Origin of the sequence: Sphingopyxis italica (assembly GCF_011926545.1) — a bacterium.
In the GTDB taxonomy this organism is placed as follows: Bacteria; Pseudomonadota; Alphaproteobacteria; order Sphingomonadales; family Sphingomonadaceae; genus Sphingopyxis; species Sphingopyxis italica.
Window position 1 is genome coordinate 620875 of record NZ_JAATIT010000002.1, and the last position, 13207, is coordinate 634081.

Here is a 13207-nt window from a genome sequence, read left to right on the forward strand (position 1 = left end):
CCGGTGCCCCCTGACGAGAGGCTTTCCTGTGAAAAAATGGTTCAAGACGCTTGCCGCCACCTGCGCGGTCATCCCCTTCGCGCAGTGCGCGCTGGGGCCGGGCGGCAATAGCGCCGTTGCCGCCGAGCCCGCCACCGCGACGCAGCAAGCGCCGGCGCCCACCGCGACCGACGCCGACCCCGCGCTGTGGGTGGTGAGGGACGAGGACACGACGATCTATCTGTTCGGCACCGTCCATGTGCTGAAGCCCGGTCTCAGCTGGTTCGACGAGGCGGTGAAGACCGCGTTCGACAAGTCGGACCAGCTGATGCTCGAGATCGTTCTGCCCGAGGATCAGGCGGAGATGGTCAAGGTAATGATGCCGCTGGCGATCGACCAGAGCGGCAGGACGCTGTCGTCGCGGCTCAAGCCGGAGCAACTCGCGGCCTATCAGGCGGCGATGGCGAGCGTTGGCCTGCCCGCCGCGCAGTTCGACATGTTCGAACCCTGGTTCCCGGCGATCACGCTGTCGGTGCTGCCGCTCACCAAGCTCGGATACGATCCCGAACAGGGCGCGGAGAAGCAGCTGACCGGCTTCGCGAAGGCGGTGAGCAAGCCGGTGGCGGGGCTCGAGACACTCCCCGAACAGCTCGGCTTCTTCGACACGCTGCCCGAAACGCAGCAGGTCGCCTTCCTCAACGCGGTGGTGAAGGATCTCGACCAACTGGGGCCGCAGCTCGACAAGATGGTTTTGCTATGGGCGAAGGGCGATCCCGATGGTCTGGCGGTCGCGATGAACGAGAGTCTTGCGGCGACACCCGAACTCGCGAAGACATTGCTTTGGGATCGCAACGCGCGCTGGGCGGACAAGCTGAAGGCGCGGATGGATCATCCGGGAACGGTGTTCGTCGCGGTCGGCGCCGGACATCTCGCGGGTCAGCACAGCGTGCAGGATTATCTGAAGGAACGCGGCCTGACCGTGAAACGGGTCGAATATTGAGGCCATCCGCGCCTCTCTCCCGCGAATCCGGACGATGGGGCCGCCGCATCGCGGTCGCCCTTTCGCCATTGTTGCTGCTGACCGCCTGCGGGACCGCAGAGCCGGGGCCTGAAGCGCGGCCGGCGATGTGGATGGTCGCGGACGCCGATACGAAAATCTATATTCTCGGCACAATGCACGCGGTGCCGCGCGGCACCGACTGGGACGCGGGCCGGGTGACGAGCGCGATCGAGGCAGCCGACGAGTTGATGATGGAGCTGTCGCCCGCCGAACTCGCGGCCGCGGGGGAGACATTCCGGCAGCTCGCCCAGCGCGACGCCCCGCTCGCGATCGAAGCGCGCCTCTCGGGCAAGGCGCTGACCGGTTTTCGCGCGCTCGAAGCAAGCGGCCGCAGCTTTGGCGAGGACGGGCTCGATGATTGGGCGGTGATGGTCCTGATGGGCCAGCGCGTCGCGCAAAATGCCGGCCTGTCCTCGGCCGATGGTGTGGAAACGGGCCTCACCGAAAAATTCGAGGCCGCGGGCAAGCCGATTGGCGGCTTCGAGACGGCACGCGAACAGCTGATGCTGTTCGAAACGCTCGATCTGCAGACCCAGCGCATCCTGCTCACGCGCGCAGCCGAGGAAGCGGGCGACGCGGTAAAGGAGGTGGGCGCGCTCACCGCGGCGTGGGGCCGCGGCGACGTCGCGGCGCTCGAAACGGTGATCAACGAGGACATCGACAGCGTGCCCGCCGCGCGCAAGGCGATCCTCACCGACCGCAACCGGCGCTGGAGCGCGTGGGTGAAGCGGCGGATGGAGCGGCCGGGCACCGTGCTGATGGCGGTGGGTGCGGGGCATCTGGTGGGCGCTGACGGCGTTCCAGCGATGGTGGAGGCTGAAGGGCTGACGGTGATGCGGGTGCAATGATCGGCGTCGGCGTCCGCTTTGGGGTGGGGAGCGGACGTTATGGACGAGCGCGTTGCTCCATCCAACGCTCAAGATAGTGGACGATAACAGAGCCGAAAAATAGTTGAGCTGCGGGAGCAAAAGACAAGTTCAAGATCGCCAGCGAGGCAGCGGCCCACCCCGCCTGTTCCGAGAGCGACGGTCCGCTCATCCCAAAGTTGCCAAAAGCGTAGATCGCATAGACCACCCCCCACACGACCATCACCAAGGAAGCGGCGAATAACAGTCTTGATGCGACGCCAATAGCTCTCTGAAATATCCGTTCGAACATGTTGCGCTTCCCCCTGATGCCACAGGTTACCGCCTCCGACGAATGTCCGCAATCGGTCGAAACCCGTCGCCTCCCCTACCCGCCGACCAACGCTTGCAATTCCGCCGCTTCCCGGCTAAGCGCCGCGGCTTCCGTCATGGTCATCCCTGGAGGCGTGGCGGAACTGTGTAACTGTTTCTCGGAGAAATATTATGAGCGATCAGCTGGTGCTGACGGCCGAGACGCGTGAACGGGGAGGCAAGGGAGCCTCGCGTGAACTGCGTCGCAATGGCCGCGTCCCCGCCGTTGTCTATGGCGGCAAAGAAGAACCCCTGATGATCCATGTCGAAGAAAAGCTGCTGATGAAGCAGCTGATGTCGGGTCACTTCATGAACTCGATCGTGATGGTCGAGGTCGATGGCAAGCAGGTGCGGACCCTGCCGAAGGACGTCGCTTTCCACCCGGTCAAGGATCGCCCGATCCACGCCGACTTCCTGCGCATCAGCAAGGATGCCAAGGTCAACGTCGCAGTCCCCGTGGTGTTCATCAACGAAGAAGCCTCGCCGGGCCTGAAGCGCGGCGGCGTGCTGAACATCGTTCGCCACGAGCTTGAGCTGATCTGCGATTCGGACAAGATGCCCGACGACATCCAGATCGACGTCACCGGCTATGATGTCGGCGATTCGATCCACATCAGCAACGTCACCCTGCCCAAGGGCAGCGAAAGCGCGATCACCGATCGCGATTTCACCATCGCGACGATCGTCGCCCCCTCGGCGATGAAGTCGAGCGAAGGCGATACGACCGTCGATAGCGGCGAAGAAGCTGCCGCCGAAGGCGCAGAAGAAGCCTGAATATTCGGAATGCCCCTCCCCTTGCGGGAGGGGCGTTTCCATCAGACCCGGGAAAGGCAGTATCATGCAGCTCTGGGTCGGCCTCGGTAATCCCGGGCCCAAATATGCGATGAACCGTCACAATGTCGGCTTCATGGCCGCCGACGTCATCGCCGACTTTTACGACTTCCCCGCTCCGGCGAAGAAATTCCAGGGCTGGATCCAGGAAGGCCGCATCGGATCGCAGCGCATCCTGCTGCTCAAGCCCGGCACCTTTATGAACGAAAGCGGCCGCAGCGTGCGCGCCGCGCTCGATTTCTACAAATTGACGCCGCAGGACGTCACCGCCTTTTACGACGAGCTCGACCTCGCCCCGATGAAGGTGAAGGCGAAGCAGGGCGGCGGCGCGGCGGGCCACAACGGCATCCGCAGCATGATCAGCCACATCGGCGAGGATTTCCGCCGCATACGCATCGGCATCGGCCATCCCGGGCACAAGGACCGCGTGACGGGCCATGTCCTCGGCAATTATCACAAGAGCGAGATGGAGCCGCTGATCGACCTGCTCGGCGCGATCGCCGCGGAGGCGAAATGGCTGGCGGATGGCGACGAGGTGCGTTTTCAGAGTGACTTGGCGCTGCGCTTGCAGCCATAGCGGCGCGGCGCTCGGCGCGGCCGGCATTTATACAAAATCAATCCATGCTCCCCATACCGCCGAGGCTGCGGAATAAGGGGGCATCATGCGCGTATATTTCCTTCTGGCGATGGCCGGTTCGCTGGTCAGCTGCGCGCCACCAAAAAGCGAAGCCGCCGAGCGCGCTGAAATTCTCGCGGCCAGCGTGAATGCCATTACACCCAAGGATCTCGGCGACGGCGTGACCATGGCCTCGGCTGACGCCGACGGAGAGACGGTCAAGCTGACGTTCAGCGGCATCCCCGCCGCTGAGTTCGAATTACCCGATTTCGACCGGCAACTGGCGACCACCGTCTGCAACGACCCGGGATTTCGGAGCGTGATCGACAGGGACGTCGATCTCAGAATCGAATTCGCCGGTGCTGGCGGAGATGCGGGCGTGAGCATCAAGGATTGCCCGTGACACGCGTTCGATCGGCCATAGCGTTCCTCCTGTTCGCATCGCTGGCGGCTTGCAGCAGTCCCGAAGATCAGGTGGCGCGTACCGCCGAAATGATGGACAAGGTCAAGATCGGCACCGTCGATTCCGTGCGCGCCGAAGGCAACCGGCTGATCATCCGCCACAAGGATGTAAAGACGGGTGGCCTCACCGATAGTGAGCTGACGCGCATGATGACCGCCGGGTTGTGCAAAGCGCCCGGGATCGCGGACCTTGTTCGCGACGGAGCTGTTGTCAGCATCGAACTGCCCCGAAATTTCGACTATCTGACCATCGACATCGACCGCTGCAGTGCGTGACCATCAATACTCCACGCCCGACCGCCGTCACATGACCGTCACATAAGTCATTGCATACCGACGCGTTCGAGCAACGCGGCTGACATCATCCTCTGCAATCGGTGCGCCACCTCCCAACCGGGACAATCGAGTCCCGGGGCCAACCGAAAAACAGGGGAACTGCATGTCACATCTTACCGACAAAGCCCGCGCGCCTTATCGCGGCGAAGCCGGCGGCCTTCCCGGCCCCGACAGCCTCGAGGCGATCGTGGCCGAGAATCCGACGCGCCGCACGCTGCTGCGGAACGGCCTGTTCGGCCTGTCCGTTATCCCCGCGATGGCGCTCGCGGCGTGCGACGACGACGGCAACCCGATCGTGACGGTCCCGCCGACGCCGACGCCGTCGCCGACCCCCACCCCGACCCCGCCGCCAAGTTTCGCCATCAGCTTTGCTGCGGTCGCCGCGAACCAGGACGACCGGGTGACGGTGCCCGACGGCTATACCGCCGACGTGCTGCTGAAGGCCGGCGATTCGGTCGAAGCCGGGACGCCCTATTCGGGCAGTTTTCCCGCGAGCCCCGCGGTCGCCGAAAAATGGGCGGGCGGCGGCCATGACGGCATGGAATATTTCGCGCTCCCCGAGGTCGATGCCAACACGCGCGGCCTGCTGGCGATGAATTATGAATATCCCGATTTCAACATCCTGATGGCGGGCGATTACGATCCCGCGGCGGCAAGCGCCGACCAGAAGGCGATTGCGCTGTCGGCGGTCGGCATCGGCGTCGTCGAGATCGCCAAGGGCGGCGACGGCAAATGGACGGTCCAGGCGGGATCGACCTATAACCGCCGCTACACCGGCAACAGCAGTTATCGCGCCGGCGGTCCCGCCGCGGGCCTGCTCTCGGGAAGCATCAAGGGCATGCTCAACAATTGTTCGAGCGGGCGGACGCCGTGGAACACCTACCTCACCTGCGAAGAGACGATGGACAATTATCTCGATCCGGCGCAGCCCGAAACCAACTATGGTTGGGTGGTCGAGATCGACCCGCTGCGCGAACTCGCGGTTCCGACCAAGCGGACCGCGATGGGCCGCTTCAACCACGAGAATGTGGCCTTCATGGCGAGTACCGATCGCCGCGTCGCATTCTATATGGGCGACGATACGACGCCGGGGTGCATCTATAAATTCGTCCCCGACCGCGCCTATAGCGACACGAACCGCGCGGCGAACACCGACCTGCTCGACTACGGCACGCTCTATGTCGCGCGCTTCAACGGCGACGGCACGGGCGAATGGCGCGCGCTGGTCGTCGGCGAGAACGGGCTGACCGCGGGCGCGTTGGATCCGGGCAACACCAGCCAGAGCACGACGCCGCCGACGCCGACGACGGTCGACTTCAACAACCAGGCAGACGTGCTGATCAAATGCCAGCAGGCGGCGCGCGTCGCCGGCGGCACGGTGATGGACCGCCCCGAATGGCTGACCGTCGCGCCCGACAACAGCGCGATCTTCTGCACGCTGACCAACAACAGCGGCCGCCGCGTCGCCGATCCCGCCAACCCGCGGATCCGCAACCTGCACGGCCATATCCTGAAGTTCAGCGAAGAAGGCGATTCGCCGCTGGCGACCAAGTTCAGCTGGGAAATCTTCCTGAGCGCCGGCGATCCCGCGCTGGCGGCGGGCGGCAGCAATCTCGTCGGCGACATCGAAGGCGACACCTTCTCCAGCCCCGACGGGCTGCGCATCGACCCGCAGGGCCGCATGTGGGTGCAGACCGATCACAGCGTTCCGGGCAGTTCGGGCGTCGACGGCACGACGATCGACGGCACCTTCGGCCACAATGCGATGTTCTATGTCGATCAGCAGAACAAGCAGTCGAAACGCTTCCTCGTCGGGCCGCTCGGCTGCGAGATCACGGGTCTGGCCTATACGCCCGACCTCACGACCTTCTTCGTCAACATCCAGCACCCGACCGGCGACTGGCCGGTCGCGGGCGAAGCGCCGCGATCGTCGACGATCGTGGTGCGGCGGACCGACAGCCAGCCGGTCGGCAACTGATTGTCGGATCGAATATCTGGAGTGAAAAAGCCGTGTGCTTCCGCAAAGGCGGGAGCCCATCACCGGCCGGTGCCATTTCGGGCCGGCGGGTGATGGGTCCCCGCCTTCGCGGGGACACATGCTGGGAGCTAGCCTCGCGCTGACTTCCTATTTTCGCTTCGGCGGCGGTGGCGCGGAGCCATCGCGCGTCTGCGACATCAAAGTCACGCACATCGTCCGGTGCACCGGATGCCGGCCGCAGGCGATCCCGGCATAGCGGTGCGCCGGGCGCAGCAGGCTGTGGCGATGACCGCGCCCCGGGACGCCGTCGTCGATCAACAACTGGTCGACGACACCTTCGGGCGTGTGGTGGCCATAGGTGATGACTTCACTGACATAGGGGCCGCCGCCGCGGGCTTTCATCCGTTCGCCTGGGCCGCGCCCCTTGGTATAGTGACCCACCGCGCCCGAGCGCGACTGGACCGCGACATGATCCGCCGCGGCGCGGGCGAGCGGATTGCTCCAGGCGAGCGTCGGGAGCGGTTTTTCGCGGCGGAGGTCGCGGATCGCCTCGTCGACCGCCGCGACGCCTTCGCGCGTCATGATGTCGATCTCGCGATCGTCATTGCCGATGAGGAGCTTGCCCTCGAAACGCGGGCGATAATCGCTGAGATAGTCGGCGTAGCCTGCGGGGTCGCTGCGGAAGCGGTTGAGTTCGGCGAAGACGCCTTCCTCGAACCGGCTCTGCGCGGCAACGGCGGCGGTCACCCCGAAGGTCAGCAGGACGCCGGCGGCGAGAAGGCGGGCTTTGTTCATAGCTCGCGCGATAAAGCCGCAAGTCTGAACGGCGCGCAACGGCAAAGACTGGCATCGGGCGCGACTTGGCGCTAGGGGCGCTGCGACACCGGCGCTCTTTCAACCGCGGCCGGCCCTCACGGAGTATTTATGGGTTTCAAATGCGGGATCGTCGGCCTGCCCAACGTCGGCAAGTCCACCCTGTTCAACGCGCTGACCGAGACCGCGGCGGCGCAGGCGGCCAACTATCCCTTCTGCACGATCGAGCCGAATATCGGCAACGTCGCGGTGCCCGACGCGCGGCTCGAAAAGCTCGCCGCCATCGCGAGCAGCAAGAAGATCATCGCGACGCAGCTCGCCTTCGTCGACATCGCCGGCCTCGTGCGCGGCGCGTCGAAGGGCGAAGGGCTCGGAAACCAGTTCCTCGGCAACATCCGCGAGGTCGATGCGATCGTCCATGTGCTGCGCTGTTTCGAGGATGACGACATCCAGCATGTCGAGAACAAGGTCGATCCCGTCGCCGACGCCGAGACGGTCGAGACCGAATTGTTGCTCTCCGACCTCGAAAGCCTCGAAAAGCGCGTTCCCGCCTTCGCCAAGAAGGCGGCGCAGGGCGACAAGGAAGCGAAGATCGCTGCGTCGGTGCTCGGCCAGGCGCTCGACCTGCTCCGCGACGGCAAGCCCGCGCGCCTCGTCGAACCGAAGGATGACGAGGAAGCCCGCGTGCTGCGCACCGCGCAGCTGCTGACCTCGAAGCCCGTCCTCTATGTCTGCAACGTCGACGAAGGCAGCGCCGCGAACGGCAACGCCTTCTCCGAAAAGGTCTTCGCCAAGGCGGCGGCCGAAGGCGCGCAGGCGGTGGTCGTCTCGGCGGCGATCGAAAGCGAGCTGGTGACGATGGACATGGCCGACCGGCTCGAGTTCCTCGAAGAAATGGGCCTCCACGAAACCGGCCTCGCGCGCGTCATCCGCGCGGGTTACGAGTTGCTCCACCTGATCACCTTCTTCACCGTCGGCCCGCAAGAAGCGCGCGCGTGGACCGTCCACACCGGCGCCACCGCGCCCGAAGCCGCGGGCGAAATCCACAGCGATTTCCAGAAGGGCTTCATCCGCGCCGAAACGATCGCCTATGACGATTATGTCGCGCTCGGCGGCGAAGCGCGGGCGCGCGAAGCGGGCAAGCTGCGCGCGGAAGGCAAGGCCTATGTCGTCCATGACGGCGACGTGATGCACTTCCTGCATAGTTGAACCTCTCCCCTCCCGCTTGCGGGAGGGGTCGGGGGAGGGCCTGTGACGTCACCCCCTCCCCGCTGCGACTAGCGAGCAAGCTCGCAAGTCTCGCTGCCCCTCCCACAAGCGGAAGGGGTTCAGTTTGCCTCGAACGCCGCCAATATCGGGCACGGCCCCTTGTCGCTCGCCGCGCATTGGTCGGCGAGGCGCGCGAGAGCGGCGCGGGTTGCGGTCATCTGTGCGATCTTTTCGTCGAGAAGTTCGATCCGCTGACGCGCGAGATCGCGCACGCGGACGCGGTCGTCGCCGGCCTCGAGCGCGAGCAGTTCGCCGATCTCGTCGAGCGTGAAGCCCGCCCCCTGCGCCGCGCGGATGAATTTCAGGCGCCGAAGATCGTCCTCGTCATAGCGGCGCACACCACCGCCCCAGCCGTCACCGCCGCTGCGCGCGGGCGTGCCCATCAGGCCGCGGCGCTGGTAATAGCGCACCGTCTCGACCCCGACGTCACCCGCCGCCGCCAATTTTCCGATCGTCAATTGCATCGCTTGACTCCGTACTATGGTACGGAGCCTATATGGGGTGCATGACGAAACAGGCAATCCTCCATCGCATGGTCATGCCCGGGCACGTCTGCCCCTATGGCCTCAAGGCAAAACATCTGCTCGAAAGCCGCGGCTTTGCGGTCAACGACCGCTGGCTGACAACGCGCGAGGAAACCGACGCGTTCAAGGCCGAGCATGGCGTCAAGACAACGCCGCAGACCTTCATCGATGGTGCGCGCATCGGCGGCCATGACGATCTGCGCCGTCATTTCGGGCTGAAGGTCGCCGACCCCGACGCGACCAGCTATACGCCCGTCATCGCGCTGTTCGCGATGACCGCTCTGATGGCGCTCGCGGCGAGTTTCGCGGCCTATGGCAACGTCTTCACGCTGCACGCCGCCGAATGGTTCATCTCGTTCAGCATGATCGTGCTCGCGCTGCTGAAATTGCAGGACGTCGACAAATTCGCGACGATGTTCCTGAACTATGACCTGCTCGCAAAACGCTGGGTGCCCTATGCGAGCATCTATCCCTTTGCCGAAGGGCTCGCGGGCGTGTTGATGACCGCGCACGCGCTCGACTGGCTGTCGATCCCGGTCGCGCTGTTCATCGGCGGCATCGGCGCGGTATCGGTGTTCAAGGCGGTCTATATCGACAAGCGCGACATCAAATGCGCGTGCGTCGGCGGCAGCAGCAAGGTGCCCCTGGGCTTCGTCTCGCTCACCGAGAATGTGATGATGGTCGCGATGGCGCTGTGGATGGCGCGAATGTGGTTCTGAGGCGCGGCGCCATCGGCCATTGATGAAACATATAGCTGGTCTATCAGGGGCGGTGATTCGTCCCCGGGGAGCCCAGCCATGTTCGATCGCCGCCATTTCCTTGCCGGGGCAACCCTCGCCGGCCTTGCCGCCCCCGCGATCCTGCGCGCCGAGGGCGGCATCTTTCGCGAATTTCCGTTCAGCCTCGGCATCGCGGCGGGCGATCCGGCGAGCGACGGTTTCGTCATCTGGACGCGCCTCGCGCCCGAACCGATGGAGCGCCACGGCGGGATGCCGCTGGCGGCCTTCCCGGTCGACTGGGAGGTGTCCAGCGATACGGGCTTTCGCGACGTCGTCGCCAAGGGAACCGCACTCGCGCGCCCCGAACTCGCGCACAGCGTCCATGTCGAGGTCGCGGGGCTGCAACCCGACCGTCCCTATTATTACCGCTTCACCGCCGGCGGCGAGCGCAGCTTGCGCGGACGTGCACGCACCTTGCCCGCACCGGGAACCAAAACCGACGCGCTGAAATTCGGTGTCGCTGGCTGCCAGCATTTCGAAAGCGGATTTTTCGGCGCCTATCGCCACCTCGCGCGCGAAGACCTCGCCTTCGTCTATCATTATGGCGACTTCATCTATGAATATAGCCAGGATTATCTGTTCGACGCGGGCCTTCCAACCCGCCCGGTGCGTAAACACGCCTTCCGCAATCTGATCGACGTCAATGATTTCCGGCAGGCCTATGCGCAGCAGCTCGGCGACATCGACCTGCAGGCGGCGCGCTGCACCCACGCCTTTCTTTCGAGCTTCGACGATCACGAAATTCGCAACGACTGGGTTTCGGACATCGACAATTGGAAGCTCGGACTCGACGGCAACGACCCCGAAGCGGCCCCGCCCGAAGTCTTCATGCTCAAGAAGCAGGCGGCGATGCAGGCGTGGTACGAACATATGCCGGTGCGCCGCTCGATGCTGCCGCGCGGCGGGATGGTCGCGCTGAACCGCGAGCTTCGCTATGGCGACCTCATGGCGATGCAGTTGCTCGACACGCGCCAATATCGCGACGACCAGCCGTGCGAGGATGGTTTCAAACCCGCCTGCGCCGGCGTCTTCGCCAAAGACAAGCAGGTGCTCGGCAAGGCGCAGGAGGAATGGCTGAACCGCAATCTGGGCGAAGGCGGCGCGACCTGGAACGCGCTGGCGCAGCAGGTGACGATGATGTCGCTCGACCGGCGGCGGCGCCCCGACGAACCGGAGAAGATCCTCAACCTCGACAGCTGGGCGGGGTATGAAGCGCCGCGCGAACGCATGCTGTCGCGGCTCGGCGGGCTTGAGAATGTCGTCGTGCTGACCGGCGACGAGCATCAGAATTTCTGCGGCGATCTCGTCCTCAAGGACAAGGTCGTCGGTGCCGAATTCGTCGCGACCTCGATTTCGAGCGGCGGCGACGGCAGCGATCAGCGCAATGGCACCGACGTCTTCCTGCGCCAGAACCCCGAGCTTAAATTCGCCAACGACCAGCGCGGCTATGTCGTCTGCGAGGTCAATCGCGAAGCCTGGCAGACGCACTTCATGGTGGTCGACAAGGTGACGACGCCGGTGAACAGCCTGTCGAAGCGCGCGACAGGCGTCGTCGAACGCGACGTCGCCGGGATCAAGATGGCGTGATGTGTCGCCGGACGGTCACATAAGGCCCATAACGGAGCGCGCATGAACCGCTTTCTCTCGCTGCTGCTGCTCGCCCTGCTTATTCCGTTCGCCGCGCAGGCGCAGGAAGCCGGCAAACGCGAGCCCGTCACCGTCCTGATCTCGATCGACGGCTTTCGTGCCGACTATCTGGGTCGCGGCATCACGCCGAACCTGTCGCGGCTGGCGGACGAAGGCGCGCATGGCAAGCTGCGCCCATCCTTCCCGACCAAGACCTTTCCCAACCATTATGCGATGGTCACCGGCAAACGTCCCGACACCAACGGGATCGTCGGCAACAATATGATCGACCCGCGGCGCCCGGGGGTGAAATTCAGCCTCGGCGATCCGAAGCAGTCGCTCGATCCCTTCTGGTGGGATCAGGCCGAGCCGGCGTGGGCCACCGCGGGCAAGGCGGGCGTGCGGAGCGCGACCATGTTCTGGCCGGGAAGCGAAGTCGCGATCGGCGAGCAGCGCCCGCCCGACTGGCTGCGCTACGACAGGCATGTCGGCTATGCGCAGCGCGTCAACGCGGTCCTCGACTGGATGCGCCGCCCCGCCGATATCCGCCCGGCGTTCGTTACCCTCTATTTCGAGACGGTCGACGATGCGGGGCACCGGTTCGGCCCCGACAGCGCCGAAGTGAACGCCGCGATTTCCGAGGTCGATGCACGCATCGGTGAGCTGACGGCGGGCCTTGCTGCGATGGAGCAGCCCGCGCGCCTGCTGGTGGTCGCCGACCACGGGATGCGCGCGATCGACGAGAGCCGCGTGATCCAGCTGGCCGACCTGATCGATCTGCCGAGCATCATCGCGGTCGAGACCGGGCCCTATGCGGCGATCGAGCCCGCCGCGGGGACCGACGACCGCGTTTATGACGCGCTCTTGAAACCGCACGACCATATGAGTTGCAACCGCCGCGAGGAGCTGCCGAAGCGGCTGCACTATGGCCGCAATCCGCGCGTCGCGGCGATCATTTGTATTGCCGAGCCCGGCTGGTCGATCATTGCGGGAACGCCGGCATGGCCGGTCAAGGGCGGGGCACACGGCTACGACAATCAGGATCCCGAGATGCTCGCGCTGTTCGTCGCGAGCGGCACGGGGCTGAAGGGCGACGTCGGAACGATCGACAATATCGAGGTCTATCCGCTGCTGATGCGGCTGATCGGCGTCGCGCCGCTGCCCAGCGATGCCAGCGGCGTGCTGGTGAAACGCCTGCCCTGATCAGTCGCGCAGCACCGCCATCGCGTGGATCGAGGCGGTCGGCGCGTTGACGATCTGGAGCTGATAGCGCCCCGGCGCCACGTCATATTCGATCATCTTGCGGATGCCCGAGCAGGCGGGACCGTGGCCGTGCGCGACCGATTTCGCGACCGCGCCGTCGCGGACGAGGTCGATCCACGCGCCCGCGTCGAGCGCGACGATCAGCCGCCCCGCCTTCTTCACGTCGATCGGGATCATTCCGCCGAATTTATGGACGTCGGGCTTGCGTCCGGGCGCGACGCCGTAGCGCAGGCTTTCGAACCTGTGCAGCGGCAATTCGGTCCGCGCCGCGCCGAGCGGCGACCAGCCGGCGCCGAGGTCGTCGCCATAGGCGTAGATCGTCTTGCCGAACGCGTTGCGTGCCCAGCCGGCGAGTTCGGGCGGCAGGACCGGCGCTGCGGGACAGGCGGGCGCGGCGTAGACCGTCACGGGCAAGGCCGCGGCGAGCGACATGGCGACGATCCGGAACCCCATC

At 65.2% G+C, this 13207-nt stretch carries 15 protein-coding genes; 11 read left to right on the top strand and 4 right to left on the bottom strand.

Translation table 11 applies throughout. The features are described from left to right. The first annotated feature begins 28 nt into the window (after positions 1–28). Positions 29–979, top strand: a complete 951-nt coding sequence (locus tag GGR90_RS10670; RefSeq protein WP_167921406.1) for a TraB/GumN family protein — start codon at positions 29–31, stop codon at positions 977–979. Between the two features lie 71 nt (positions 980–1050). Beyond that, positions 1051–1887 (top strand): TraB/GumN family protein, encoded by an 837-nt coding sequence (locus tag GGR90_RS10675; protein WP_245198571.1) that lies wholly within the window; start codon positions 1051–1053, stop codon positions 1885–1887. Between the two features lie 37 nt (positions 1888–1924). Here the strand turns inward: GGR90_RS10675 and GGR90_RS10680 are convergent, their stop codons facing one another. Continuing rightward, the gene (locus GGR90_RS10680; protein ID WP_167921408.1) at positions 1925–2197 is read right to left on the bottom strand and encodes a hypothetical protein; all 273 of its coding nucleotides are present in this window, start codon (positions 2195–2197) and stop codon (positions 1925–1927) included. Positions 2198–2388: 191 nt separating this feature from the next. On the opposite strand from GGR90_RS10680, the gene GGR90_RS10685 reads away from it, so the two are divergent. The 5 genes from GGR90_RS10685 (at position 2389) to GGR90_RS10705 (ending at position 6479) form a co-directional block, all read left to right on the top strand. Beyond that, on the top strand, positions 2389–3030 hold the full coding sequence (locus GGR90_RS10685) for a 50S ribosomal protein L25/general stress protein Ctc (RefSeq protein ID WP_167921409.1): 642 nt from the start codon (positions 2389–2391) through the stop codon (positions 3028–3030). A 64-nt stretch (positions 3031–3094) separates the two neighbouring features. Continuing rightward, positions 3095–3664 (top strand): aminoacyl-tRNA hydrolase, encoded by a 570-nt coding sequence (gene pth / locus GGR90_RS10690; RefSeq protein WP_167921410.1) that lies wholly within the window; start codon positions 3095–3097, stop codon positions 3662–3664. 85 nt (positions 3665–3749) lie between these two features. After that, the gene (locus GGR90_RS10695; protein ID WP_167921411.1) at positions 3750–4106 is read left to right on the top strand and encodes a hypothetical protein; all 357 of its coding nucleotides are present in this window, start codon (positions 3750–3752) and stop codon (positions 4104–4106) included. Between the two features lie 71 nt (positions 4107–4177). After that, positions 4178–4441, top strand: coding sequence for a hypothetical protein (locus GGR90_RS10700; protein WP_167921412.1), 264 nt, complete (start codon positions 4178–4180; stop codon positions 4439–4441). Between the two features lie 163 nt (positions 4442–4604). Continuing rightward, positions 4605–6479: a PhoX family protein gene (locus GGR90_RS10705; protein ID WP_167921413.1), complete on the top strand. Its 1875-nt coding sequence runs from the start codon at positions 4605–4607 to the stop codon at positions 6477–6479. Positions 6480–6626: 147 nt separating this feature from the next. Here GGR90_RS10705 and GGR90_RS10710 read toward each other — a convergent pair whose 3' ends face one another. Then, a complete protein-coding gene (locus tag GGR90_RS10710; RefSeq protein ID WP_167921414.1) occupies positions 6627–7274 on the bottom strand; it encodes a CAP domain-containing protein in 648 nt (215 codons plus the stop codon). A 129-nt stretch (positions 7275–7403) separates the two neighbouring features. Here GGR90_RS10710 and ychF point away from each other — a divergent pair, with 129 nt between their 5' ends. Next, on the top strand, positions 7404–8501 hold the full coding sequence (ychF, locus tag GGR90_RS10715) for a redox-regulated ATPase YchF (protein ID WP_167921415.1): 1098 nt from the start codon (positions 7404–7406) through the stop codon (positions 8499–8501). Between the two features lie 119 nt (positions 8502–8620). On the opposite strand, the gene GGR90_RS10720 is transcribed toward ychF, so the two are convergent. Then, positions 8621–9025, bottom strand: a complete 405-nt coding sequence (locus GGR90_RS10720; protein WP_167921416.1) for a MerR family DNA-binding protein — start codon at positions 9023–9025, stop codon at positions 8621–8623. A 41-nt stretch (positions 9026–9066) separates the two neighbouring features. On the opposite strand from GGR90_RS10720, the gene GGR90_RS10725 reads away from it, so the two are divergent. The 3 genes from GGR90_RS10725 to GGR90_RS10735 all read left to right on the top strand — a co-directional run bounded on the left by GGR90_RS10725 (position 9067) and on the right by GGR90_RS10735 (position 12693). Next, a complete protein-coding gene (locus GGR90_RS10725; RefSeq protein ID WP_209023677.1) occupies positions 9067–9804 on the top strand; it encodes a MauE/DoxX family redox-associated membrane protein in 738 nt (245 codons plus the stop codon). A gap of 78 nt (positions 9805–9882) precedes the next feature. After that, entirely contained in the window at positions 9883–11451 is a 1569-nt protein-coding gene (locus GGR90_RS10730; protein ID WP_167921418.1) for an alkaline phosphatase D family protein, read from the top strand. Between the two features lie 42 nt (positions 11452–11493). Continuing rightward, positions 11494–12693, top strand: coding sequence for an alkaline phosphatase family protein (locus tag GGR90_RS10735; protein ID WP_167921419.1), 1200 nt, complete (start codon positions 11494–11496; stop codon positions 12691–12693). Here GGR90_RS10735 and GGR90_RS10740 read toward each other — a convergent pair whose 3' ends face one another. Then, a complete protein-coding gene (locus GGR90_RS10740; RefSeq protein WP_167921420.1) occupies positions 12694–13206 on the bottom strand; it encodes a hypothetical protein in 513 nt (170 codons plus the stop codon). It lies immediately after the preceding gene. Position 13207 lies beyond the last annotated feature (1 nt).